Here is a 22,635-nt window from a genome sequence, read left to right on the forward strand (position 1 = left end):
TGGAGTGATGGCGACGGTACTTCTCGTGCGGCACGGCCGCACCACGGCCAACGCGACCGGACTGCTGGCGGGCCGCACCCCCGGGGTCAGCCTGGACGATCACGGACGGGAGCAGGCGGCCCGCACCGGGGACCGGATCGCGGCCGTGCCCGTGGCCGCGGTGGTGGCCAGCCCCCTGGAGCGGTGCGCGCAGACGGCCCGCGCCCTCCTCGATCGCCAGTCGGGGACGGTGCGCTCGCTGGTCGACGACGACCTCACCGAGTGCGACTACGGCCAGTGGCAGGGGCGCGCGCTCAGCGACCTGGCCACCGAGCCCCTGTGGGCGACGGTGCAGACCCAGCCGTCCGCCGTCGTCTTCCCCGGCGGGGAGTCCATGGCGGGCATGCAGGCCCGCGCGGTGGCGGCGATCCGCCGGCACGACGCCGCGGTCGAGGCCGAATACGGGCCCGGGGCGGTGTGGGTGGCGGTGAGCCACGGGGACGTCATCAAGTCGATCCTGGCCGACGCGCTCGGCACGCACCTGGATCTGTTCCAGCGGATCGAGGTGGGGCCCGCCTCCGTGTCCATCGTGAGCTACGGGCCGAGCCGCCCGCGGGTCTGGGCGATGAACACCGACGCCGGGGACCTGTCCTGGCTGGCGACCCTCGGCCCGTCCGACGACGCCCCGGTGGGCGGCGGCGCGGGCACCGGCCCCGGCGCGGTGGACGAGCAGACGCCTAGGATCGTGGCATGACTGATGCACCTGCCCCCGCCCATGAGTTCGACTGGCCGGATCGCGTCGTGATCGGGACGCTCGGGCGTCCCGGCGCCCGCACGTTCTACCTGCAGGTGCGCACCGGGCCCCGGCTGGTGAGCCTGGCGCTGGAGAAGCAGCAGTCGGCCCTGATGGCGGAGATGATCGACGAGATCCTCGACGATCTGATGGCACTGGACGGCAACCCGCACAGCGTCCCGGCCAGCACGCCCGTGGAACTCGTGGACAACGATCCGCTGGACCCCGTGCAGGAGTGGTTCCGGGTGGGGGCCATCGGCCTGGGCTGGGACCCCACCACCGCGCAGGTGCTCATCGACGCCCACCCACTGACCGACGACGACGCCGACCCGGCACTCGAGGCGGACGCCGAGGCCGTGCGCGTGCGGATGCCCGTCGGCGCTGCCCGGGCGTTCGCCCGTCGCACCCGGGAGGTCGTGGACGCCGGACGTCCGATCTGCTCGGACTGCGGCCAGCCCATCGACCCCGACGGCCACGACTGCACTCTCCCCGACTCCTGATGAGCGCCGCGGACGCGCCCGCCGGCGAGCTGATGTCCGGGGAGTTGACGCTCACCGGCCGCATCACGACGGCGTCCAACGCCACGTTCCTCGGAGCGGTCGGTGACACCCCGGTGGTCTACAAGCCGGTGGCGGGCGAGGCCCCGCTCTGGGACTTCCCCGCCGGGACCCTGGCCCGCCGGGAGGTGGCCGCGCACCTGGTGTCCGAAGCGCTGGGGTGGGACGTCGTGCCGCGCACCTGGCTGCGTGACGGCCCCTTCGGCGAGGGCATGGTGCAGCTCTGGCAGGAGCAGGATCCTGAGCAGGACGCCGTGGACCTGTTGCCGGCGGACGAGGTGCTGGCCTCGGGGTGGCTCACGATCCTGGAGGGCGAGGACGCGGACGGGAATCGGCTGGTCCTGGCCCATGAGGACTCGGCGGCGTTGCGCCGCATGGCGGTCTTCGACGTGCTCGTCAACAACGCCGACCGCAAGGGCGCCCACATCCTCGCCATGCCCGGCGGTCACCGGTACGGCGTGGACCACGGGCTGACCTTCCATGTGCAGGACAAGCTGCGCACCGTGCTGTGGGGCTGGCTGGGCGAGGCGCTGAGCGAGGAGGAGCGCGACGGCGTCGCCCGAGTTCTCGACGGGCTCGACGGAGAGCTGGGGCAGGGGCTGGCGGAGCTGCTGGGTGCTGAGGAAGTCGAAGCCCTTGCCGAACGCTGTGCCCGGTTGCTCGACGACGGGATCTTCCCTGCCCCGAGCGGCCTGACGCCGGCCGTGCCCTGGCCGCTCTTCTGACGGGCCCGAGGCGTCAGCGCGTCCGCAGGGACGGCGGGCGCACTCAGTCCACGAGCCCCGCCGCGGCACCGGCCGCGCGGTAGTCCGCGGCGAGCGAGTCCACGGTGGCGTGGGCGTTGAGCCCGCTGGGGTTCGGCGCCACGAACAGCCGCGTGCCCGGCCACGGCGTCTCCTGCTCCCCCAGCGCCGCCTTCGGGCGTCCGAACGCCTGCCGGTAGGCCGTCACCCCCAACACGGCGACGACGGCCGGCGCATGCGCTGCCACGAGCGCGTCCAGGCGGGCGGGGGCGGCGGCGAGCTCCTCCGCGGTGAGCTCGTCGGCGCGGGCGGAGGCACGCGGGACGAGGTTGGAGATCCCGATGCCGCGGGCGTGCAGCTCGGCGAGGTCCTCGGCCTTGTAGCCGTCGGAGGCGTCGATCAGGTGTCGGGTGAGCCCTGCGCGGTACAGGGCCGGGTAGAAGCGGTTGCCGCGGCGGGCGAAGTGCGCACCGGTGGCGGCGGTCCACAGGCCGGGGTTGATGCCGATGAACAGCAGCCGCAGCGGGTCCGGCAGCAGGTCGGGGACGGTGCGGTCGCGGAACTGTTGGAGCTCGGCCTGGGTGAAGCGCATGTCAGTAGTGATACCTCGCCTGGAGGATGATCAGGTCCTCGCCGTCGACGAGGTAGACGAGCCTGTGCTCCTCCGTGATGCGCCGGGACCATGCCCCGGCCGCGCCGTACTTCAGCTGCTCGGGCTTGCCGATCCCCTCGAAGGGATCACGCAGGGCGGCGTCGATGAGGGTGTTGATCCGTGTGAGGACCTTGCGGTCCGTGGTCTGCCAGTGCGTGTAGTCCTCCCAGGCGGAGCGGTCCCACACGAGGCGCACTCAGGCGTCTCCGTCCAGGCGATCCAGGGCGTGCTCCTCAACGCTCCCTGCGCGGGCTCGCTCGTAGGCGTCCAGCAGCCGTCGGGCGTTGGCCGGGGAGCGGAACAGGTAGGCGGTCTCCTGCCAGGCGGCGTACTCGTCCGCGGGCATGAGGACGGCGTTGCCCTTGCGGGAGACGATCTCGACGGCGTCGCGGTCCGCATTCACTCGCTCGATGAGCGGGAACAGGGTCTTGCGGGCTTCACTGGCGCTGATGGACATGCTGGCCTCCTCGGGTGCGATGTGGTACTTGCTTATGGTACCAGTTGGGGCTGTCGAACTCGGGGGGTGCCGTGCGGGATGCAGATCTCCTTGCCCTCGTGGTCCGTGGGCGCGGCGACGGCGTCCCCTGCTCTCCCAGGAGCGCCTTGGGCTTCCCGGAGATGTCCGCATCCGCTCTCCTGACGCAGGCCCCCGCGGGCCGTTCTGTTGTCCTGAGGGCCATCGAGACGGCCGAACCCTGTTCGCCACAACATCCCCGTTGAAGTCCCATCTGCCCTAGGGCGTGTCTCCCTTATCGGTGGTGAGGCTCGCGGCAGGCTGGTCGGGTGAGGTCGACAGGGTCGCGGTATCAGGTATTCACGGATGAGCAGTGGGAGCGGATCGAGCCGTTGCTGCCCTCGAATCAGGGCCGGCGTGGGCATCCCTTCGGGGAGCACCGCAGGGTGGTGGAGGGCATCGCCTACCGGTATCGGACCGGGGTCCCGTGGCGGGATCTGCCCGGGAGCAGTTCGGGCCCTGGCAGACGGTGTGGAAGCGCCACCGCCGCTACGCCGCGGATGGGACCTGGGATCGGGTGCTGACCCAGGTGCTGGCCGAGGCCGATGCGGCCGGGATGATTGACTGGGCCGTCTCGGTCGATGCGACCATCGCCCGGGCCCATCAGCACGCCACGAACACCACTCGTCCGGACCAGGACACAGGAGGCCGGGGCGAATCACAAGAAACTGCCGCTGGATGAGGTTGAGCCGCCCGGGCACGGCATCGGGCGTTCCCGCGGCGGGCTGACGACCAAGATTCACCACGCCGTCGATGGCCGCGGCCGGCCGCTGGCCGCGATCGTCACCGGCGGGCAGCGCAACGACGGGGCCGTGCTGGCGCAGGTGCTGGCCGAAATCCAGATTCCCCGACTCGGCGCCGGCGCCGCCCGAGGCCGCCCGGAGGCGGTGATCGCCGACCGGGCCTATGCCACCGGAGTGATTCGCAACGAGCTGCGCCGCCGCCGAATCACCAACAGATCGAGGAACCGCGATGACAGGAACTGACGACGGCGTTGCCACGACGCGTTCACCCGAGGTAGCAGTGATCGGGGGTGGGATCGTTGGTCTGTCGACGGCGTACGCGCTGCGGGAGCAGGGCGTGCCGGTGCGCTTGTACGAGGCTGGTCTGCCCGGGACGGGTCAGTCCGGAGGCGAGTCGCGGATCTTCCGACATGCCCACGACGACCCGCGACTCGTTGCTTTCGCGCGCGAAAGCCGCGGCGTCTGGGATGAGTGGGCCGAACACTTCGACGTCGAGCTGGTCTCATCAGACGGTGTCCTGGCGATCGGAGACAGCGTCCTGGCGCGGCTGCGGGTGCTCAACCAGGTCGGCGGCGTGGAAGCGCACGAGATCGACGCGGTCGCGGTCACCCTGCTCAGCGCCGTGGCCCGGACCAGCTGACCGGCGCACCACTCCCCTTACGTGACTTGGACGGGGGCTCTCCATGCACCGGGGTCCTGGGCACCGCATACCGCAACCCACTGGGACTGCCGGACAGAACTGGTCCTGCCCGAAGGCTCCCGCCCCGGCGGCCGGAAACCCGGTGTACCGTTTCGAGCACGAGCCCGACCGACAGGAGCGATGTGATGGAGAATCGATCGGAAAGCCTGCCCGCGGAGCAGCCGGTGGGCGAGCTGGAGGAGGTGGCCCATTTCCACGGCCCCATGCTCACCGGCGTCACGGTCTCGCACCGGGGGCGGATCTTCGTCAATTACCCGAAGTGGGGCGATGACGTCGCCTTCACGGTGGCCGAAATTCGCGACGGCGAGGCGGTGGCCTACCCGAACGAGGCCATCAATCGCACCGATTCCGACGACCTGGCGAACACCCTGGTCTCGGTGCAGAGCGTGGTGGTGGACCCTGCCGACCGGCTGTGGATCCTGGACACCGGAAGCCCGCTATTCAAGCCCACGACCTACGGCGGGCCCAAGCTCGTCTGCGTCGACCTGACCAGCGACACAGTGGTCAAGACCATCCTGTTCCCCCAGGATGTCGCGTTGCCCACCAGCTACCTCAACGACGTGCGCTTCGACCTGCGCCGCGGAGCCGAGGGCGTCGCCTACCTCACCGACTCCTCCGACCAGGGACCCAACGCGCTGGTGGTGGTGGACCTGGCCACCGGTCAGAGCTGGCGGCGGCTGCACGAGCACCCCTCCACGAAGGCCGAGCCGCTCACAGACTTCGTGCCGGTTGTCGAGGGCCGCCCGATGGTCGCCCGCCAGGAGGACGGGACCGTGGCGCCGGCGATCGCGATGGGCGCGGACGGAATCGCCATCGGCGCCGACGGCGCCCGCCTCTACTACTGCCCGCTGGCATCCCGGCGGCTCTACAGTGTGGCTACCGACGCGCTGGTGGACCGAGCCCTGGATGAGGCGGCGGTGGCCGCGACCGTGCGTGATGAAGGCGACAAGGGCGGGGCCGGCGACGGCCTGGAGTCCGACGCACAGGGCAACGTGTATGCGACGAACTACGAGCACAACGCGGTGCTGCGGCGTCGGGTCGACACCGTCGGGGCGTGGGAGACCGTGGTCAGCGACCCTCGGTTGCTGTGGCCGGACACGCTCTCGGTCGCGGCCGACGGCTACCTCTACATCACCGCGAACCAGCTCCACCGCCAGGCCGACTACCGGCAGGGGCAGGATGAACGGGTCAAGCCCTACACCCTCTTCCGCACCCGCATCGACGCCCGACCCGTCCTGCTGCGCTGACCACAGCGGGACGGAACTGAATGCAGCCATGCACAAGTGAAGCGCCCTGTCTTTGACACGTCGAGTTCTCCTCCTGCGGGGATGTTCTTGTACCGCCGGGCCAGTCAGGGACAGCAGCACATGTTCCACGCCTGCTGGCCCTGACCGGCATTACGGCATGGGCCTGGACTGCGCTCAGCCCAGGGAGGCGAGCAACTCGGCGCAGGCTCGCTCGCAGCGCCGGCAAGCCTCAGCGCAGATCTTGCAGTGCTCGTGCATTTCAGCGTGGGAGGCGCACTCGTCCCCGCACGTCTTGCAGGCGGTCCGGCAGGCCTCCAGCAGGGCACGAGTGGTCTCGACGTTGTTGCCGGTCTGCCTGGACAGCACCGCCCCGGTGGTGGCGCAGATGTCGGCGCAATCCAAATTGAACCGGATGCACTGCTTCAGTTCTGCGACCATGTCCTCGGCCAGGCACGCGTCCGCGCAGGCCGTACAGGTCTGAGCGCACTCGAAACAGGCCTCGATGCACTCGGCCAGCTTCTGCCGGTCGATGTCCCCCAAGTCTTTCGGGTAGGTCTCCAGCATCGAGCTCACGTGATGGGTCATGGCTTACTCCTTCATCGGTGCGGTTCGGAAAACGAACCGGCCGGAACCGGCCCGCCATGCAACCGACCATAGACCCCCGCCCGGCCCGGAAAAAGGGCTCAACTTTGAAGATTCCGTGAAGATCCCAGCCGGCCACGGGCTCCGCCCGAGCCGTTCGAGCGGGCGGCTAGGCCCGAAATGACGGCCTTTCCAGGCCCGGGTCAACCCTGAATCGGCTCGGAACTTGGCACTCCGGCAAGTTGCGACCAGATCACGAATCCGCATTGTTGCATAACGTTCTGGTCACGGACCATTTCGACTAAGTTATAACTTGATCGACGCCGAATTAGGAGGCCGTGGGAGGGCGGTACCGCCGCCGAGACGTCCCGCTCTTCCAGGGTTCACACGCACTCGTCCGCGACCAGCAGTGAGCCGGCCCAGGATATCCAGTGGGCCTCTTACTCCACCGCTTCCTCCAGTAGTACTGGTTGGGGGCGGCCGTGCAGTGGGCTACGGCCAAGGCTGCCGATCCGGGCGTCGGTTACGTCTGGGGTGGAAATGGCCCGACCGGCTACGACTGCTCCGGCTTCATTCAGAACGCGTTCGCGCAGGCCGACATTGAGCTGCCTCTGAACTCCAAGTCCCAGTATGCGGCCACTAGCCAATACGTCTCCCTGGACGACCTCCAGGTCGGTGACCTGGTCTTCTGGTCCAACAACGGCTCGGCCTCCGGGATCTACCACGTGGCCATGTACATCGGCGACGGCCAGATCGCCCACGCCCGCAACCCGCAAATGGGCGTGGCCGTGACCGCTGTCGACTACAGCCCCTGGAACATGATGGGCACCGCCGCCCGCTACTGAACGGCACGCCACCACCCCGGGACGGCCCCGCAAGACGAAAGCCTCGGGGCCGTTCGATCTCAGGAGACCTCAGCCACCGTGCCCACCCCGCTGTCCCGCCGACCGAACCCCACCGGACACGCCAGCAGCTCACGTGGACGAACGTTGACATGCCTTGGGCCGCGTCCCGTCGGCCCCGTCCCGTGGTCCTCCCGGTGATGGGACGTCATATGACACAAGTCTGGATGGCTCCCCCCTCCCCTGTTGTCGCTTGCAGACGATGGGGCAGCGCCAAGAGCGCTAATTCGCAGCAGGTATGGCGCGGATGCGTCGGTAGAGGGTGGCTCGGGACATGCCCTCGCCAAGCAATGGCGCGGCTTGGCCACTCGTTACGACAAGCTAGCGATCACCTACCGCGCCGCCGTCACCCTCTGCGCCATCTTCACCTGGCTACGCGCATAAGGGAGACACGCCCTAGTCTGGCTGGAATCCCCTGCCGCACAAAGGACTTCCGATGACTGGAATACCGTTTCTGCTCGTCTTCATCCTCGCCGTCGCCCTGATGATCGTCATGATCTCCAGATGGAAGATCCACCCCTTCCTCTCGATCATGGCCGTCGCCTTCGCCTTGGGGATCATCGGTGGGATCCCGCTGGTGAAGTCGACCGGAGCCGAAGGGGAAGCGCCCGTCAAGGGCATCGCCGACGTGATCGGCGAGGGATTCTCCGGGATCTTCACCTCGATCGGCATCGTCATCATCCTGGGCACGCTCATCGGTCTCATCCTGGAGCGCACCGGCGGTGCCTTCAGGATCGCCGATGCGCTCGTGCGGCTCGTCGGCAAGCGCTACCCCGTCCTGGCCATGCAGCTCATGGGCTGGGTGGTCTCCATCCCCGTGTTCTGCGACTCCGGCTTCGTCATTCTCAACCCCATCCGCAAGGCCCTGGCCCGTCGCACCGGGGCGTCAGCCGTGGCGATGACCGTGGCCCTGGCGGCTGGTCTGTACACCTCGCACGTCTTCATCCCGCCGACCCCGGGGCCCATCGCAGCCGCCCAGAACCTCGGCATCGGTGACCACCTTCTGTTGGTGATCGGCCTCGGCGTCCTCGTCTCGATCCCCGCACTCCTCGTCGCGTACCTGTACGCCCTCTACATCGGCAAGCGGGTGAGCTCCCCTGAGGAGACCGGCACGGAGGACGCGGATGAGCTGGAGGCAGCTTACGACGCGCTCCGCCGGTCCTACGGGCGGATGCCTGGGACCGCTGCGTCCTTCGCGCCCATCATCGTCCCCATCCTGCTGATGGCTCTCGGCTCGCTCGCATCCGTCCTGAAGTGGACCGGCCCCGCGGGTGACTTCGCCCGATTCCTCGGCACGCCGATGATCGCGCTCGCCGTCGGCACCCTCTGCGCAGTCGGCGTGCTCTTCAGCGTGCGCCGTGGCGAGACGTTCTACGACCTGACGGAGGAGACCCTCCGGGTCGTCGGCCCCATTCTGTTCATCACGGCGGCCGGCGGTGTGCTGGGGCGCGTCATCGCCGCCACCGACCTCGTCACCTTCATCGAGAGCAACGCTGCGCAGTTGTCGGTCATCGGACTGTTCTTCCCCTTCCTTGTCTCCGCCGTTCTGAAGACCGCGCAGGGCTCCTCCACAGTGGCACTCACGACCACGTCGGCCATGGTCTTCCCCATGATGCCCGCACTGGGCTTCGAGACCCCGGTGGCCAGCGCGCTCGTGGTCATGGCCATTGCGGCCGGCGCCATGACCGTCTCCCACGCCAACGACTCGTACTTCTGGGTGGTCACCAACTTCAGCGGCATGACGCCCTCGCAGGGTTACCGCACCCAGACGATGGTCACGCTCCTGATGGGACTCACCTCCATCGTGTTCATCTGGCTCCTCGGCCTCGTCCTCGTCTGACCCCGTCACCTGACTTAGGAGATCCACGCGTGCAGCGCATCATCGTCATCCCAGACTCGTTCAAGGGGGCCCTGTCGTCGCGGGAGGCGGGCTCCGCGATCGCGACGGGTCTGGCGTCGGTCACCGACGCCGAGGTGCTCGTGGTGCCCATCGCCGACGGCGGGGAGGGCACCGTCGAGGCCTTCGTGGCCGCCGCAGGGGGCGCCTTGCGATCCGCGACCGTCTGCGGGGTGTTCTACGGCGAACGCGTGCCCGTCCACTACGGACTGATCGACCCGGACGTGGCGGTGGTGGAGACAGCCTCATGTGCCGGGCTCCCGCTCGCCTCCGGACGCGAGGACACGGGACGGGCCACGACGTTCGGGGTCGGCGAGCAGATCCTCGACGCGGTGTCCGCCGGCGCGCGCAGAGTCATCGTCGGGGCCGGCGGGAGCGCCACGACGGACGGCGGCACGGGCGCTGCCGCGGCCCTCGGCGTCCGGTTCCTCGATGCCGCGGGTGAGAGGTTCGTCCCGACCGGCGACACCCTCACCCGGATTGCGCGGATCGACCCCACCCCGGCACGAGACCGGCTCCGCGACGTCGACGTGGAGGTGATGTGCGACATCAGCAACCCCCTCACGGGATCGCAGGGTGCAGCCCACGTGTTCGGCCCCCAGAAGGGGGCGGATCCTGCATCAGTGGCGAGCCTGGACACCGGACTGGCCCATCTCGCGGGCCTCGTCGAGCGAGACCTCGGGGTCGCGATCGATGCGCTCCCCGGTTCGGGAGCGGCAGGGGGTCTCGCCGGTGGCCTGCACGCCTTCATCGGGGCCACCTTGAAGCCGGGTATCGACGTCGTCCTCGAGACGGCGGGTTTCCACCACCTCGTGAAGAGCGCTGACCTCGTCATCACCGGGGAGGGGCGCATCGACGGCCAGTCCTTGGCCGGGAAAGTGCCGATCGGCGTGGCCCAGGCCGTGCGCGCAGCCGGTCGTGCGATCCCGGTGATCGTCCTCGCCGGCTCCGTGGGACAGGACGCGGACACCCTCTACGACGAGGGCATCACCGCGATCATGCCCATTGGCCGCGGGCCCCAGGACCTGGCGACAGCGATCCGCCGTACGGCAGAGGACCTGACCGCGACCGCCCGCGACGTCGGGCGGCTGGTGATGGCCTGCTCCCCCGCCGACCTCACACGGTGAGGAGGGTGAGGACGGGGACGGGAATCGGCTGGTCCTGGCCCACGAGGACACGGCGGCCTTGCGCCACATGGCGGTGTTCGACGCGATCGTCAACAACGCCGACCGCAAGGGCGCCCACATCCTCGCCATGCCCGGTGGTCACCGGTACGGCGTGGACCACGGGCTGACCTTCCATGTGGAGGACAAGCTGCGCACCGTGCTGTGGGGCTGGCTCGGTGAGGCGCTGAGCGAGGAGGAGCGCGACGGCGTGGGGCGCGTTCTCGACGGGCTCGACAGTGAGCTGGGGCGGGGGCTGGCGGAGCTGCTCAGTGCCGAGGAAGTCGAAGCCCTTGCCGAACGCTGTGCCCAGTTGCTCGACGACGGGATCTTCCCTGCCCCGAGCGGGCTGACGCCGGCCGTGCCCTGGCCGCTGTTCTGACGGGCCTGAGGCGTCAGGCAGGACTCGCTGATGCCGAAGTCCTTCGCGATCTGGTTCAACCGGGCGCCAGGTTCGCGGTTCAGTGCGACGCGGACGACGTCATCACGGAACTCTTTGGGGTATGGGGCGGGCATGTGTACCGACGCGCCCCGCGACGCCTGACGACTCACAGATCCTGCAGTCCGAGTCGGTGCGACTCTGTGGAGACAACCCGGAGAGGGAGGCGGGCATGGCGCCGGATGGTTCGACCAATGAGATCGCGCGGCACCTGCTCGAGGCCAACGAGGATCGGCTGGCGGCGCTCGCCCCGGTGCTCATGGACCGGGTGGCCGAGGAGATTGGCCTGCCGGCGCCACCGCTCGACCACAAGTGGCCGGCCGACGTCATCGAGGCCACCCGCGAGTTCCTCGTCTGTGTCGCGACCGATGACATGGAGCGGCTGGGGGGCGAGCGGTGGGATCGTCGAGCGGGTCGGGCTGGAGTCGGCCCGCGGTGGGGTCGAGGCAGAGGCACTCTACGACTCCATCCGCGTGGCTGCGCGCCTGGCCCAGGCGGAGGTCCACCGAGCGGTCCTGCTCGCTCCCCAGCACCTCGACCCCGAGGCCGTCCTCGGGCTGCCGGTCGCTGCGGACGCACTGGCCACCACCCTTCGCCCGCTCATGGCCGACGTCGACTGCATCGTCGGGCCTGCCGTGCCGATCACCGAGTTTCCCGACTCCCTCGCGATGGGGCAGCGGCTCAGCGCCCTTCGGGCCGTCGCCCACTCGGGGCCGACCTTCGTCGACGACTCCCTGCTCGAGTTCGTCTGCGTGGCCGACCCGGTCGCCTGCGGGCCCTGCGGCGCAAGTACTTCGGAGAGCTCGACCGGCTGCCGAGGACCAGCGCGCGGTGCTCGTCGAGACGCTCCGCCAGTGGTTGCTCCAGTGGGGCAACCGGCCGGGGATCGCCCAGGCCCTCACGGTTCACCCGCAGACCATGAGCGGTCGTCTGCACCGATTACGTGACCTGCTCGCCGACGATCTTGAGGACGCCGTCGTCAGGGCCGAGCTGCTCGTGCTGCTCACGGCCGAGGGGCCGCCTGATCGGCGACCCCTCTTGTGCTCTCCATGTCAGGAGAGTGACCACCCCGGGGACCTCCCCGGTCCGCGGTGTGAGTTGGTCAGTAGTCGTAGGAGAGCGGGGTGCGGTTGCTCATCCACTCGTCGCGCGGCTCGATGATGACCCACTTGGCCTCGGGGTAGCTGACCGCCTGGACCGACGCCTTGTACTGCGCCTGCTCCCTGGTGACACCGGAGAGGGTCGTGGCGCGGAGGCTCCACTGGACGCTGCTGCCCGGTCGGGTCCCCGCGAAGGGGAGGGTGATCGTGACCACGTTGCCGGACCCCGTCGCGGTCCCCGGGCCGCTGTTCTTGAAGGCCCCCGTGTACACCGACGGGTCGAGGGTGACCGTGATGACGATGTCGTAGGGGTAGGGCTGGTTCTTGTCCGCGATGCAGTCCTGGTAGTTGTTCGGCGAGTACCGAACCGTACCGCTGATCTGGTCGCGGTTGTTGTTGATCGGCTGGCGGCCGTTGGAGGCCCACATGTCGAAGACGTAGCACTCGTTCGGCTTCGGCGACGCGGCGGCGGTGGGGGCCGAGACGGCCAGGGCGACGGCCGGGGCCGACCAAGCGACGCCCTTGGTGACGGTTCGGCGGGAGACGGCAGAGGGACTGGTCATGAGATTCTCCTGCAGGCAATCGGATGGGTGGCACCCCACCATACGGATTCCATAAGTCATCATAAACGCGCGAGACCCGGGCGCGCCATGGCCTGATGTGACAAGTTCCGGTGACGCATTGTCACTCGACGCCAAGGCTCGCTACTTTGGACAAATACTGTTCATGATCATGCCAGCGAGCGGAACACCATGGCGGGGTGGAGGCCAGGTGGATCGCGAGAACCAGGGGAGTCCGAATGCCGATGAAGGCGCTGGGCCGCCACGTCTTGGCGGCGTACGCGGAGGAGAAGACGCGCCTGACTCAACGACTCGTGACGGAGGTCGCCACCGAGCTCGGGGTCCCGCCGGTGGCGATCGAGCGGCACTGGCCGGTGGATGTCGGTGAGGTCCTCATGGAGTTCCTCGACTGCGTCGTCACCAACGACATCGACCGCGTCGCCGCGCGGGGCAGCATCTTCGAGCGGCTCGGGAGAGAATGTGCCCGCGGGGGAGTCGACGTCGATCTGTTGGTCTCGGGGCTGCGGATCGCCGTCGCCCGCTGTCAGGCGCAGGTCCACCGGGCCATCCTCGGGGCCGACCGCCAGGACGACGACAGTGAGAGTGTCATCGGGCTGCTGAGCCGGGTGATGACCGTCGGGGAGGCCGTCGTGTCTGCGTCGCAGCGTGGACACGACCTGGCCGACCTGGACGACGGCGACGAGGACGAGGCGCTGCGGCGACTGGCCAGCGTGCTGATGTACGGTCGGGGCGACCCGAGCGACCTGGTCGCCGAGGTCGGGTGGCAGCCGAGCACCAAGGTCTGCGCCATCCTCACCTCCGCGGACTCCGGGCCGCAGATCCGCCGGCGTGCCGACGTCAAGGTCGCCTACTACGACCGGGCCAGCGACGTGGTCCTCATCCATCCCGTGGCGGACGGGAAGCAGTCCAGCTCCCTGCAGTCGCTGCTCGTCGGTCACACCTGCGTGGTCGGCCCGGCCGTGCCCTTGGACGAGCTGCCCGGCTCGCTGGCGCTGGCGACACGCACGGAGCTGCTCGACTCGTCGGCCGAGGGGATCACCTTCGCCGACGATGTCCTCCTCGAGCTGGCGATGAGTGCGGACCCGGCAGTGATCACCGCGCTGCAGCGCAAGCACTTGGGGGAGTTCGACTTCGAGGCGGAGGACCACCCCGACGTGCTGGCCTCGACGCTGCACGAGTGGCTGCTCCAGTGGGGCCATCGCCCGGGCATCGCCACGTCGCTGGACGTGCACCCGCAGACCGTGAGCCATCGGATCAAACGGATCAAGGACGGGTTGGCCTACGACCTGGAGGACCCGCGGGTGCGCGCCGAGCTGCTCGTGCTGCTCACCGCCATGTCCGTGCGCAATGCATGGCAGGCGCCCTGAACGGCGTGGCGTAGGACACATCCGGCGCCGATGCAGGAGCATGCTGGGGTTCACCACATCGGATAGGAGGATCGACGTGTCCCCTCCTTCGGTACGGGAGGGCGCCTGACACTGCTAGACGTTGAAGCGGAATTCGACCACGTCGCCGTCCTTCATCACATAGTCCTTGCCCTCCATGCGCACCTTGCCGGCAGCCTTGGCATCGGCCATGGACCCGGCAGCGATCAGATCGTCGAAACTCACGATCTCCGCCTTGATGAAGCCGCGCTGAAAGTCGGTGTGGATCACGCCGGCGGCCTCGGGCGCCGTCGCGCCGACCGGGATGGTCCACGCGCGCGTCTCCTTCGGCCCGGCCGTCAGGTACGTCTGCAGGCCGAGGGTGGAGAAGCCGACGCGGGCCAGCTGGTCCAGCCCGGACTCGTCCTGCCCGGCCATCTCCAGCATCTCGGCGGCCTCCTCCTCGGAGAGCTCCACGAGGTCGGACTCGAGCTTGGCGTCCAGGAACACGGCGTCGGCGGGGGCCACCAGATCGCGCAGCTCCTGCTGCTTGGCCTCGTCCCCCAGCACACCCTCGTCCGAGTTGAACACGTAGATGAACGGCTTGGCGGTGAGCAGGCTCAGCTCGCGCAGCCGGTCCATGTCCAGCTTGTCCTTGTCCTTCGCCGCGAAGATCGTCTCGCCCCGCTCCAGCACCGCGAGCGCGGCCTTGAGCGCCTCGAGGTCCGCGGGCTCCTTCTTCTTGCCCTTGACCTCCTTCTCGACGCGCGGGATCGCCTTCTCCACGGTCTGCATGTCCGCGATGATCAGCTCGGTGTTGATGGTCTCCATGTCCGAGGCCGGGTCCACCGTGCCGTCCACGTGGACGACGTCGCCGTCGTCGAACGCGCGCACCACCTGGGCGATCGCGTGGGCCTCGCGGATGTTCGCCAGGAACTGATTGCCCAGGCCCTCCCCCTCGGAGGCGCCCTTCACGATGCCGGCGATGTCCACGAAGGACACCGTCGCCGGCAGGATGCGCTCGGAGCCGAAGATCTCGGCCAGCTGGGGCAGCCGCCCGTCCGGCAGGTTCACCACGCCCACGTTCGGCTCGATCGTCGCGAACGGGTAGTTCGCCGCGAGCACGGTCTGACGGGTGAGCGCGTTGAAGAGGGTCGACTTGCCCACATTGGGCAGCCCCACGAATCCGATAGTCAAAGCCACTCCGCCACTCTACCGGGGCGTCCGGGCGCGCGAACGGCGCTGCACCTCCAGGCGGAGGTGCAGCGCCGTCGTCGTGGGTCAGATCAGGACTGGCTGACCTCGCCCTGCTCGGGCTGGGTGACCTCCTGGCCCGCCACGGTGTCGGTGGCGGAGGCGCCCACGTTCACCTGGATCTTGCGGGGCTTGGCCTGCTCGGCCACCGGGATGGACAGCACGAGGACGCCGTCGCGGTAGTCGGCCGCGATCTTGTCCAGCGCCAGGCCCTGGCCGAGGGTCAGCTGGCGAGCGAAGGTGCCGGCGGCGCGCTCGCGGGTGAGCCACTGGCGGCCCTCCTTGGCGGTCTGCTCACGGCGCTCGGCGCGCACGGTGAGGGTGCGCTCCTCCACGTCCACGTCGATCGAGGACGGATCCACGCCCGGCAGCTCGATCTCCGCGGTGAAGACGTCGCCCTCGCGGTAGAGGTTCAGAGGCATGGAGGTGGTGCCGGCGGCGCGGGTGATGCCGTTCATCAGGCGCTCCATCTCACGGAACGGGTCGACGGGGGTACGGGCCATGGTGGTTCTCCTTCGGATCGGCGGCCGCCCACGTGCCGGACGGCCATCTGACCGGTGCAACGCGGCCGGTCCCCAGTGTATTCCAAGAACGTGAGTCAGTGCCGCTCAATTTCGACGAGCGCAGCGCGGAACGCACTTTCGGCCCGCTCACCGAAGGGCACGAAGATCGCTTCCTGGACGACGTCGCCGACCTCCTCCGCCATCGCGTAGCAGGTCTCGACGGCGATGCGCGCCGCGTCGTCCATCGGCCAGCCGTAGACGCCCGCGGAGATGGCCGGGAAGGCGACCGTGGCTGCGCCGAGCCCGTGCGCCACCCGCAGGGACTCGCGGTAGCAGGAGGCGAGGATCTCCGACTTGTCCTTGGTCTTGGCCCAGACCGGGCCGACCGTGTGGATGACCCAGCGGGCGGGCAGGTCCCCTGCCGTGGTGGCGACGGCCTGGCCCTGCGGCAACCCGTCCTTGTACTTGCCGGCACGGAGCTCCTTGCACTCGGCGAGGATGGCCTTGCCGCCGCGGCGGTGGATGGCGCCGTCCACTCCCCCGCCGCCGAGCAGCGTGGAGTTGGCGGCGTTGACGATCGCGTCCGCGCGCGTCTGCGTGATGTCCCCGGGGGCGATGGTGAGCTTCATGCCCGCCAGGCTAGGCCCGGGGAAGCCGGCTGTGACAGGGGCGGACGGCGCACCGGCCCGTTCTCCGCAGTGGCGGGGGCACAGCCTCTGCCATACTCGGCCGCATGAGCACCGCGCCCACGCCCCAGCCGATTGTCCCCGAGGACCGGGACGCCGTCCTCGCGTTCATCGCCGCCCAGCAGGCGGACCCCGCCACGGCCTGCGCGTACGTGGGCATGCGAGAGGAGGGCCTCGAGACCGACCTCGACGAGCTCGACCAGCCGTGGACCCGCACCGTGCGCGTCCTCCGGGATGCGGGCGGCGCCGTCACGGGCGCCGCACTCGTGGAGTGGGAGGAGGAGATGGTCGGCCGGGCGTGGGTGTACGGCCCGTGGACCACGCCCGAGACGTGGGATCGGGACGCGCCCGCCCTGCTGGCCGCCGTCGTCGAGCAGGCGCCGGTGGGCCGCCACCAGGTGTTCGCCGCCCTGGCGAACACGCGCCTGGCCGCGCTCGCGGAGGCCGAGGGGTGGACGCCCGACTCCGTGACCATCCAGTTCGCCGCCGACCGCGCCGCGCTCGCCCGCCCCGACCCGGCCGTCCGCCCGGCCGCGCCCGATGACCTGCCCGCCCTCACCGCCCTGCACGCGGCCGCCTTCCCCGACACCTACGCCACCGCGCGGCAGCTGCTGGACCTGGACTCCGAGTACACCGTGCTCGTCCTCTTCGACGACGCCGGCGGCGGGCTGGCGGGGTACGTCGCCGGCCGGCCGGACGAGTCGGACGCCTATCTGGACTTCGTGGCCGTGGCCCCGGAGGGCCGGCGCACCGGCGCCGGGTCCCGGCTGGTGCGCGCGTTCGCCGACGCCCTGCCCGGGGACCGCGTGCGCCTGACCTGTGATTCGACCCAGACCGCCGCCGTCGCCCTGCACGAGCGGCTGGGCTTCGAGCGAGTCGGCCAGACCCGCGCATGGGACCGGCGGTCCTGACGCCCCCCGCCACGCGAGTGTTGGGCTGGACACCCTTCCGACGTCGGACACCGGCGCACCCCAACACTCGAGTCCTCTGCGGCTGGCTCTGCCCCGGACCGCGCGCGGTAGCGTCGGGCGGGTGAGCACGCACCAGACCCCCGCCGACGTCACCCCGCCGACCCACGAGATCCTCCCGCTCGTCACGCTGGCCGTGGAGCACGTCTTCGACACCCTCACCCGCCAGCCCGTGTTCGAGCCCACCGTGCTGGCCGTGACCCACGAGGGCCGGCAGGGCATGTGGACCCTGCCTGAGCTGGTCCCGGAGCAGGCCGCCGCCGCGGCGGCGGACATCCAGCCGACGCCCGAGCGCGCCGTCGCCGTGTTCGACGGCGAGATCCAGACCCCGCAGGGCCCGCGCCCGGCCGTGGTGGTGGAGGCGTTCGACGCGGCCGCCGTGACGTCCACCCGCCTCGTGTTCCGGTACGTCCCGGGCATCCCCGGCACGGACGTGACCGGCCGCATCGAGGGCGAGCCGATCCTCGTGGCCAACGGCCACAACCCCCTCTTCGGCCAGGTCCGGGACTGACCGCGGCCTCCCCGCAGCACGACGACGGCGCGGCGCGCCCTTAACGCGTCCGCTCCCCTGCCACAGTGGTCGGCATGGATGCACTGACCCTCGTGATCGCCCTGGCCCTCGGCCTCGTGGTGGGCGCCCTGCTGGGCGCCGGGCTCATGTGGCGCCGCGGCGGCGGGGACGCGGCCACACGCGCTGAGCTGGACGCCCTGCGCGCCGAGCACGGGCACGTGCGCGAGGAGCTGGCAGGCGCCCGCGCCGAGGCCCGCGCCCTGACCCAGCAGCGGGCGGAGGACGCCCGGCGGGCGGACAACGAGTCCCGCGTGCTGGAGACCCTGGCCCCGTTGGGCCGGCAGCTCAGCACCCTGCAGGAGCAGGTGGGTGTGCTGGAGCGGGACCGGGCCGCGCAGTTCGGCCGCCTGGGCGAGCAGCTGCGCACCGCCGCGGAAAACGACCGCGACCTGCTCAACCAGACCGCCTCCCTCATGGCCACGCTCAAGTCCACGAGCGCGCGCGGCCACTGGGGCGAGGCGCAGCTGCGCCGTGTGGTGGAGGCCGCGGGCATGGTGCACCACGTGGACTTCTCCGAGCAGGCCACGCTCTCGGGGCAGGAGGGCGAGCGACTGCGCCCGGACCTCGTGGTGTCCCTGCCCGGCGGCAAGACCCTCGCGGTGGACGCCAAGGCCCCCATCGGGGACGCCCTGGCCGCGGAGGCCCTCGCGGACGAGCCCGGTGAGGAGGCCGCCCGGCGCCGCGCCGCGCTGGCCCGGCAGCACGCCGCCGCCGTGCGCCGCCACGTGGATGCGCTGTCGTCCAAGGCCTACTGGTCCGCGCTGGACCGCTCCCCCGAGCTGGTGCTGTGCTTCCTGCCCGCCGAGTCCCTCCTGGCCGCCGCCCTGGACGCGGACGGCGAGCTGCTGGACCACGCCTTCTCCAAGAACGTGGCGCTCGTGGCCCCTGTCTCCCTGCTCACCGCGCTGAAGTCCGTGGCCTACGCATGGCGGCAGGAGCAGCTGGCGGAGAACGCCCAGTTCATCGTCAGCAGCGCCCGGGAGCTGTACGAGCGTCTCGGCACCCTCGGGGGCCATCTGGACCGCATGGGCGGATCCCTGCGCTCGGCCGTGGACGGCTACAACAAGCTCGTGGGCAACGTGGAGTCCCGTGTGCTCCCGGCCGCCCGCAAGCTCAAGGACGCCGATCCCGGCCTGCCCGCCCTCGCGGACATCCGCACCGTGGAGGCCGCCCCGCGCGCGCTGACCGCGGCCGAGCTCGTGGCGGAGCCGGTAAAGAGGACCACCCCGGCGTCCGCCTCGGCCCCCGTGACGCCGGGGGCTCCCGCCGCCCCGACGACGCCCGACCAGCTCCCCGGGCAGACGGCGCTGGACTGGGAGGACGAGTGGACCGAGGACGCGGCCTGGGACATGGACCGGCGCTCGGCCTGAGCCCGGCCCACCATGACGCCGGCCCGGCCACCTCCGTGAGGTGGCCGGGCCGGCGTCGTCCGTCCGGGGCGAGGGCTTAGGCCAGGGCGCCGGAGATCCCGAACAGGGCCCACGCGAGGGTAAAGCCCATCACGCCGATCAGCGTCTCCAGGACGGTCCACGTCTTGAGGGTGGTCTTCACGTCCATGCCGAAGAACCGGCCCACCAGCCAGAAGCCGGAGTCGTTCACGTGGGAGGCGATGACCGAGCCCGCGGCCACCGCGATCACCATCGTGGCCAGCTGCAGCTCGGAGTACCCGGCGGAGGCGACGGCGGCGGAGAGCAGGCCGGCCGCCGTCGTGAGGGCCACCGTGGCGGAGCCCTGCGCGATGCGCAGGGCGCCCGCGATCAGGAAGCCGGCCAGGATCAGCGGGACGCCCATGCCGGTGAGCGAGTCGGCGAGGGCGTCACCGATGCCGGAGGTGCGCAGCACGCCGCCGAACATGCCGCCGGCGCCGGTCACCAGGATCACCGAGCACACCGGGGCCAGGGCGCCGTCCATGATCTTCTCGAGCCCGTCCCGGCCGCCCTCGGCGCGCCGCCCGAGCGTGGCCATGGCCACCAGCAGGGTGATGAGCAGCGCCACCGGGGTCTCGCCGATCGCGCGCAGCACCTGGTACCAGGTCTGCTCGGAGGCGTCGCCGCCGAACGCGCCGGCCGTGTTGAGGGTGTTCAGGCCGGTGTTCATCAGGATCAGCAGCATGGGCAGCACCAGCAGGGCCACCACCAGGCCGAAGGCGGGCGGGTTCGCCTCCCGCTCGGCGTCCGCGCGGCCCAGGATGGCCGGCACGGGCAGGGTCCACCGGCGCCCGGCCCACAGGCCGAACAGGTACGAGGTGACGTACCAGGTGGGCACCGCCACCACCAGGCCCACGAGCATGACCAGGCCCACGTTGGCCCCGAACAGCTCGGAGGCGGTCACCGGACCCGGGTGCGGCGGCACGTAGATGTGCATCACGGAGAACGCGCCCGCGGCGGGCAGGCCGTAGGTCAGCACGGAGCCGCCCAGGCGGCGGGCCACCGCGAAGATCACCGGCAGCATCACCACGAGTCCGGCGTCGAAGAAGATCGGGAAGCCGAACAGCAGCGAGGCCACGCCGAGCGCGAACGGCGCCCGCTTCTCCCCGAACACCCGGATCAGGGTGTCCGCGAGCGTCTTCGCACCGCCGGAGACCTCCACCACGCGCCCGAGCATGGCACCCAGGCCGACGAGCAGCGCCACGGAGGCCAGGGTGGAGCCGAAGCCCTTGGTCATGGCCGGCACCACGAGCCCGGCGGGGATGCCCGCAGCGAACGCGGTGAGCAGGCTGACCAGCACGAGCGCCACGAAGGCGTGCATGCGGACGCGCATGATCAGGAAGAGCAGCAGCAGGATGGCCGCGAGCGCGATGCCGAGCAGGGGACCGGCCCCCAGCACGGGGGTCCATTCCTCCAGTGTCATGAGGGACTCCTTCGTCCGTCGGGGAGGGGGGTAGGTCAGTCCTCGGCGAGCACACGCAGGGCGCGCTCGGTGAGGTCCTCCATGGTGGAGTCGTTGGGCAGCACCGCGCCGTCCTCGTCCGGCTGGAGCGGCTCCAGGGTGGCGAACTGGCTGGCCAGCAGTGCGGGCGGCATGAAGTGCCGGCGCCGCGCCATGCGCTGCCGGATGACGTCCTCGGGGGCGTCCACGTGCAGGAAGCGCACCCGGACGGGGGCCTCGGAGAGCAGGTCGCGGTAGGAGTGCTTGAGCGCGGAGCACGTGACCACGGCGCCGCGGGCCTGGGGCGACTCGGACATCCAGTCGCGGATGCGGCGCAGCCACGGCCAGCGGTCCTTGTCCGTGAGCGGGGTGCCGCCGGCCATTTTCGCGACGGCCTCGGCGCTGTGGAAGTCGTCCGCCTCGGCGTACGGCACGCCGAGCGCCTCCGCCAGCCGCATGGCCAGGACGGTCTTGCCGGACCCGGAGGTGCCCATGACCACGACGGCGCTCCCCGCCAGGTCCGGGACCTCCCCCACCGCGGCCGCGGCCTCGCGGGCGTCGGCCTGGGCCGCGTCACGGGCGGACGCGCTGCGGTCCTCGTTGTCCGCGGCGGTCATGGCCGCACGGGCGGTGACGTCGTGATGATCCATGGGACCCCCTCCTGGGACGGGCGAGAGCGGGCTCAGGCCTGCGGGCGCCTGCGGCCGCCGAGCGCGCGGCCCGCGTCCCCGACCCTCTTGAGCTGCGCACGCAGCTCCTTGGGCAGGGAGAACATGATGTCCTCCTCCGCGGTGACCACCTCGTCCACCTGCCCGTAGCCGTAGTCGGCGAGCAGGGCGAGCACGTCCTGCACCAGGACCTCGGGCACCGACGCGCCGGAGGACAGGCCCACGGTGGCCACACCCTCGAACCAGGACTCGTCCACCTGGCTGGCGTAGTCCACGCGCTCGGCGCGGGTAGCGCCGTATTCCTTGGCGACCTCCTTGAGGCGCACGGAGTTCGACGAGTTCGCCGAGCCCACGATGATCACGAGGTCGCACTCCGGGGAGATGGTCTTGATCGCGGCCTGGCGGTTGGACGTGGCGTAGCAGATGTCGTCCGAGGGCGGGTCCTGCAGGTTCGGGAACCGCTCGCGCAGCACCGAGACGATTTCGAGGGTCTCGTCCACGGAGAGGGTGGTCTGGGAGAGCCAGATGAGGTTGTCCGGGTCCGTCACCTGCACCGCGCGGGCCTCGGCGACGTCGTTGATCACCGTGGTGTGCTCCGGCGCCTCGCCGTATGTGCCCTCGACCTCCTCGTGGCCGGTGTGGCCGATCAGCAGGATCTGCTTCTCCTGCCTCGCGAAGCGCACGGCCTCGCGGTGCACCTTGGTGACCAGGGGGCACGTGGCGTCGATGGTCTGCAGGTTCCGCTCCGCGGCCTCCGCGACGACGGCCGGGGACACCCCGTGCGCGGAGAACACGGTCAGGGCGCCCTCGGGCACCTCGTCGAGCTCGTCCACGAACACCACACCGCGCTCGGTGAGGGTGTCCACCACGTGGCGGTTGTGCACGATCTCCTTGCGCACGTACACCGGGGCGCCGTGGTGCTCGAGGGCCTTCTCCACCGCGACGACGGCGCGGTCCACCCCGGCGCAGTAGCCGCGGGGCGCGGCGAGCAGGACGCGCTTGTCCCCCGTGACGGGCGCGGCGGCCTCCACCTCCTCGCGGGAACGGCGGGTGCGGGGCACCTGCGGCATGCCGAGACCGACGGGACTCGGGGCGGGCGCGGGGGCGGTGCTGGGCTGGGCGAACATGCCGACCATGCTATCGGCCGCGCACCCGGCCCGC

General features: G+C 70.6%; 25 protein-coding genes and 3 pseudogenes. 16 read left to right on the forward strand and 12 right to left on the reverse strand.

Annotated features, from left to right (window positions below; translation table 11 throughout):
• The first annotated feature begins 7 nt into the window (after positions 1-7).
• The 3 genes from MA879_RS05450 to MA879_RS05460 are packed head-to-tail and all read left to right on the forward strand — an operon-like array spanning position 8 to position 2,054.
• On the forward strand, positions 8-733 hold the full coding sequence (locus tag MA879_RS05450; protein WP_248124039.1) for a histidine phosphatase family protein: 726 nt from the start codon (positions 8-10) through the stop codon (positions 731-733).
• Positions 730-1,272: a DUF3090 domain-containing protein gene (locus MA879_RS05455; RefSeq protein ID WP_248124040.1), complete on the forward strand. Its 543-nt coding sequence runs from the start codon at positions 730-732 to the stop codon at positions 1,270-1,272. The genes MA879_RS05450 and MA879_RS05455 overlap by 4 nt, the downstream gene beginning before the upstream one ends.
• The gene (locus MA879_RS05460; protein WP_248124041.1) at positions 1,272-2,054 is read left to right on the forward strand and encodes an SCO1664 family protein; all 783 of its coding nucleotides are present in this window, start codon (positions 1,272-1,274) and stop codon (positions 2,052-2,054) included. Before MA879_RS05455 ends, MA879_RS05460 begins: the two co-directional genes overlap by 1 nt.
• Positions 2,055-2,097: 43 nt before the next feature.
• On the opposite strand, the gene MA879_RS05465 is transcribed toward MA879_RS05460, so the two are convergent.
• Genes MA879_RS05465 through MA879_RS05475 form a run of 3 tightly spaced genes read right to left on the reverse strand, consistent with a single transcriptional unit; the run spans position 2,098 to position 3,181 of the window.
• Positions 2,098-2,664, reverse strand: a complete 567-nt coding sequence (locus tag MA879_RS05465; RefSeq protein WP_115166014.1) for a mismatch-specific DNA-glycosylase — start codon at positions 2,662-2,664, stop codon at positions 2,098-2,100.
• Position 2,665: 1 nt separating this feature from the next.
• The gene (locus MA879_RS05470) at positions 2,666-2,920 is read right to left on the reverse strand and encodes a Txe/YoeB family addiction module toxin (protein WP_248124042.1); all 255 of its coding nucleotides are present in this window, start codon (positions 2,918-2,920) and stop codon (positions 2,666-2,668) included.
• Positions 2,921-3,181 carry a type II toxin-antitoxin system Phd/YefM family antitoxin gene (locus MA879_RS05475; protein WP_002855277.1) on the reverse strand — a complete coding sequence of 87 codons (261 nt, stop codon included), beginning with the start codon at positions 3,179-3,181 and terminating at the stop codon, positions 2,921-2,923.
• Between the two features lie 326 nt (positions 3,182-3,507).
• Here MA879_RS05475 and MA879_RS12635 point away from each other — a divergent pair, with 326 nt between their 5' ends.
• From MA879_RS12635 to MA879_RS05490, 4 genes and pseudogenes are all read left to right on the forward strand, one after another.
• The gene (locus tag MA879_RS12635; protein ID WP_418001219.1) at positions 3,508-3,762 is read left to right on the forward strand and encodes a transposase; all 255 of its coding nucleotides are present in this window, start codon (positions 3,508-3,510) and stop codon (positions 3,760-3,762) included.
• Positions 3,763-3,819: 57 nt separating this feature from the next.
• Positions 3,820-4,224 (forward strand): transposase, encoded by a 405-nt coding sequence (locus MA879_RS12640; protein ID WP_418001220.1) that lies wholly within the window; start codon positions 3,820-3,822, stop codon positions 4,222-4,224.
• Positions 4,211-4,588, forward strand: a pseudogene (locus MA879_RS05485) (NAD(P)/FAD-dependent oxidoreductase); the annotation flags it as partial. The gene MA879_RS12640 and the pseudogene MA879_RS05485, both read left to right, overlap by 14 nt.
• Positions 4,589-4,806: 218 nt before the next feature.
• Positions 4,807-5,928, forward strand: a complete 1,122-nt coding sequence (locus tag MA879_RS05490; RefSeq protein ID WP_036334589.1) for an L-dopachrome tautomerase-related protein — start codon at positions 4,807-4,809, stop codon at positions 5,926-5,928.
• A gap of 174 nt (positions 5,929-6,102) precedes the next feature.
• Here the strand turns inward: MA879_RS05490 and MA879_RS05495 are convergent, their stop codons facing one another.
• Positions 6,103-6,513: a four-helix bundle copper-binding protein gene (locus MA879_RS05495; RefSeq protein WP_248124043.1), complete on the reverse strand. Its 411-nt coding sequence runs from the start codon at positions 6,511-6,513 to the stop codon at positions 6,103-6,105.
• Between the two features lie 479 nt (positions 6,514-6,992).
• Here MA879_RS05495 and MA879_RS05500 point away from each other — a divergent pair, with 479 nt between their 5' ends.
• The 4 genes and pseudogenes from MA879_RS05500 to MA879_RS05515 form a co-directional block, all read left to right on the forward strand.
• Positions 6,993-7,355: a C40 family peptidase gene (locus tag MA879_RS05500; protein WP_248124044.1), complete on the forward strand. Its 363-nt coding sequence runs from the start codon at positions 6,993-6,995 to the stop codon at positions 7,353-7,355.
• A 493-nt stretch (positions 7,356-7,848) separates the two neighbouring features.
• Positions 7,849-9,252, forward strand: coding sequence for a GntP family permease (locus MA879_RS05505; RefSeq protein ID WP_248124045.1), 1,404 nt, complete (start codon positions 7,849-7,851; stop codon positions 9,250-9,252).
• A gap of 29 nt (positions 9,253-9,281) precedes the next feature.
• Entirely contained in the window at positions 9,282-10,436 is a 1,155-nt protein-coding gene (locus MA879_RS05510) for a glycerate kinase family protein (RefSeq protein ID WP_248124046.1), read from the forward strand.
• 1 nt (position 10,437) lies between these two features.
• Positions 10,438-10,854: pseudogene (locus MA879_RS05515) on the forward strand (SCO1664 family protein); the annotation flags it as partial.
• Positions 10,855-10,868: 14 nt separating this feature from the next.
• Here MA879_RS05515 and MA879_RS12645 read toward each other — a convergent pair.
• Positions 10,869-10,988 (reverse strand): annotated as a pseudogene (locus tag MA879_RS12645) (transposase); the annotation flags it as partial.
• Positions 10,989-11,742: 754 nt separating this feature from the next.
• On the opposite strand from MA879_RS12645, the gene MA879_RS12650 reads away from it, so the two are divergent.
• The gene (locus MA879_RS12650; protein WP_418001221.1) at positions 11,743-12,072 is read left to right on the forward strand and encodes a helix-turn-helix domain-containing protein; all 330 of its coding nucleotides are present in this window, start codon (positions 11,743-11,745) and stop codon (positions 12,070-12,072) included.
• Here the strand turns inward: MA879_RS12650 and MA879_RS05520 are convergent.
• The gene (locus MA879_RS05520; protein WP_248124047.1) at positions 12,014-12,574 is read right to left on the reverse strand and encodes a hypothetical protein; all 561 of its coding nucleotides are present in this window, start codon (positions 12,572-12,574) and stop codon (positions 12,014-12,016) included. The two genes, MA879_RS12650 and MA879_RS05520, sit on opposite strands and share 59 nt — an antisense overlap.
• Positions 12,575-12,810: 236 nt before the next feature.
• Between MA879_RS05520 and MA879_RS05525 the strand changes: the two genes are divergently transcribed.
• Positions 12,811-13,959 carry a helix-turn-helix domain-containing protein gene (locus MA879_RS05525; protein ID WP_248124048.1) on the forward strand — a complete coding sequence of 383 codons (1,149 nt, stop codon included), beginning with the start codon at positions 12,811-12,813 and terminating at the stop codon, positions 13,957-13,959.
• Positions 13,960-14,073: 114 nt separating this feature from the next.
• On the opposite strand, the gene ychF is transcribed toward MA879_RS05525, so the two are convergent.
• The 3 genes from ychF to MA879_RS05540 form a co-directional block, all read right to left on the reverse strand.
• A complete protein-coding gene (ychF, locus tag MA879_RS05530; RefSeq protein ID WP_248124049.1) occupies positions 14,074-15,159 on the reverse strand; it encodes a redox-regulated ATPase YchF in 1,086 nt (361 codons plus the stop codon).
• Positions 15,160-15,242: 83 nt separating this feature from the next.
• Positions 15,243-15,713 carry an Hsp20/alpha crystallin family protein gene (locus MA879_RS05535; RefSeq protein WP_248124050.1) on the reverse strand — a complete coding sequence of 157 codons (471 nt, stop codon included), beginning with the start codon at positions 15,711-15,713 and terminating at the stop codon, positions 15,243-15,245.
• A gap of 95 nt (positions 15,714-15,808) precedes the next feature.
• A complete protein-coding gene (locus MA879_RS05540) occupies positions 15,809-16,342 on the reverse strand; it encodes an O-acetyl-ADP-ribose deacetylase (RefSeq protein WP_248124051.1) in 534 nt (177 codons plus the stop codon).
• Between the two features lie 104 nt (positions 16,343-16,446).
• On the opposite strand from MA879_RS05540, the gene MA879_RS05545 reads away from it, so the two are divergent.
• From MA879_RS05545 to MA879_RS05555, 3 genes are all read left to right on the forward strand, one after another.
• Complete coding sequence (locus MA879_RS05545; protein WP_248124052.1) at positions 16,447-17,310, forward strand: GNAT family N-acetyltransferase; 864 nt, start codon at positions 16,447-16,449, stop codon at positions 17,308-17,310.
• Positions 17,311-17,431: 121 nt separating this feature from the next.
• On the forward strand, positions 17,432-17,878 hold the full coding sequence (locus MA879_RS05550; RefSeq protein ID WP_248124053.1) for a hypothetical protein: 447 nt from the start codon (positions 17,432-17,434) through the stop codon (positions 17,876-17,878).
• A gap of 74 nt (positions 17,879-17,952) precedes the next feature.
• Positions 17,953-19,308 carry a DNA recombination protein RmuC gene (locus MA879_RS05555; protein WP_248124054.1) on the forward strand — a complete coding sequence of 452 codons (1,356 nt, stop codon included), beginning with the start codon at positions 17,953-17,955 and terminating at the stop codon, positions 19,306-19,308.
• A 76-nt stretch (positions 19,309-19,384) separates the two neighbouring features.
• Here MA879_RS05555 and MA879_RS05560 read toward each other — a convergent pair whose 3' ends face one another.
• Genes MA879_RS05560 through MA879_RS05570 form a run of 3 tightly spaced genes read right to left on the reverse strand, consistent with a single transcriptional unit; the run spans position 19,385 to position 22,601 of the window.
• A complete protein-coding gene (locus tag MA879_RS05560) occupies positions 19,385-20,788 on the reverse strand; it encodes a GntP family permease (protein WP_248124055.1) in 1,404 nt (467 codons plus the stop codon).
• 35 nt (positions 20,789-20,823) lie between these two features.
• A complete protein-coding gene (locus MA879_RS05565) occupies positions 20,824-21,456 on the reverse strand; it encodes a gluconokinase (RefSeq protein WP_248124056.1) in 633 nt (210 codons plus the stop codon).
• A gap of 32 nt (positions 21,457-21,488) precedes the next feature.
• Entirely contained in the window at positions 21,489-22,601 is a 1,113-nt protein-coding gene (locus MA879_RS05570; RefSeq protein WP_248124057.1) for a 4-hydroxy-3-methylbut-2-enyl diphosphate reductase, read from the reverse strand.
• Positions 22,602-22,635 lie beyond the last annotated feature (34 nt).

This window comes from Micrococcus lacusdianchii, assembly GCF_023155805.1.
In the GTDB taxonomy this organism is placed as follows: domain Bacteria; phylum Actinomycetota; class Actinomycetes; order Actinomycetales; family Micrococcaceae; genus Micrococcus; species Micrococcus lacusdianchii.

Bases quoted from the DNA above. Each gene is read 5' to 3' on its own strand.
- MA879_RS05465 (WP_115166014.1), bottom strand. From the start codon at position 2,664: ATGCGCTTCACCCAGGCCGAGCTCCAACAGTTCCGCGACCGCACCGTC.
- MA879_RS05540 (WP_248124051.1), bottom strand. From the start codon at position 16,342: ATGAAGCTCACCATCGCCCCCGGGGACATCACGCAGACGCGCGCGGAC.
- MA879_RS05570 (WP_248124057.1), bottom strand. From the start codon at position 22,601: ATGTTCGCCCAGCCCAGCACCGCCCCCGCGCCCGCCCCGAGTCCCGTC.
- MA879_RS12640 (WP_418001220.1), top strand. From the start codon at position 3,820: ATGCGACCATCGCCCGGGCCCATCAGCACGCCACGAACACCACTCGTC.
- MA879_RS05545 (WP_248124052.1), top strand. From the start codon at position 16,447: ATGAGCACCGCGCCCACGCCCCAGCCGATTGTCCCCGAGGACCGGGAC.
- MA879_RS05495 (WP_248124043.1), bottom strand. From the start codon at position 6,513: ATGACCCATCACGTGAGCTCGATGCTGGAGACCTACCCGAAAGACTTG.
- MA879_RS05560 (WP_248124055.1), bottom strand. From the start codon at position 20,788: ATGACACTGGAGGAATGGACCCCCGTGCTGGGGGCCGGTCCCCTGCTC.
- MA879_RS05460 (WP_248124041.1), top strand. From the start codon at position 1,272: ATGAGCGCCGCGGACGCGCCCGCCGGCGAGCTGATGTCCGGGGAGTTG.
- MA879_RS05525 (WP_248124048.1), top strand. From the start codon at position 12,811: ATGCCGATGAAGGCGCTGGGCCGCCACGTCTTGGCGGCGTACGCGGAG.
- MA879_RS05505 (WP_248124045.1), top strand. From the start codon at position 7,849: ATGACTGGAATACCGTTTCTGCTCGTCTTCATCCTCGCCGTCGCCCTG.
- MA879_RS05490 (WP_036334589.1), top strand. From the start codon at position 4,807: ATGGAGAATCGATCGGAAAGCCTGCCCGCGGAGCAGCCGGTGGGCGAG.
- MA879_RS05535 (WP_248124050.1), bottom strand. From the start codon at position 15,713: ATGGCCCGTACCCCCGTCGACCCGTTCCGTGAGATGGAGCGCCTGATG.
- MA879_RS05475 (WP_002855277.1), bottom strand. From the start codon at position 3,181: ATGTCCATCAGCGCCAGTGAAGCCCGCAAGACCCTGTTCCCGCTCATC.
- MA879_RS05450 (WP_248124039.1), top strand. From the start codon at position 8: ATGGCGACGGTACTTCTCGTGCGGCACGGCCGCACCACGGCCAACGCG.
- MA879_RS05565 (WP_248124056.1), bottom strand. From the start codon at position 21,456: ATGGATCATCACGACGTCACCGCCCGTGCGGCCATGACCGCCGCGGAC.
- MA879_RS05520 (WP_248124047.1), bottom strand. From the start codon at position 12,574: ATGACCAGTCCCTCTGCCGTCTCCCGCCGAACCGTCACCAAGGGCGTC.
- MA879_RS05555 (WP_248124054.1), top strand. From the start codon at position 17,953: ATGGATGCACTGACCCTCGTGATCGCCCTGGCCCTCGGCCTCGTGGTG.
- MA879_RS05455 (WP_248124040.1), top strand. From the start codon at position 730: ATGACTGATGCACCTGCCCCCGCCCATGAGTTCGACTGGCCGGATCGC.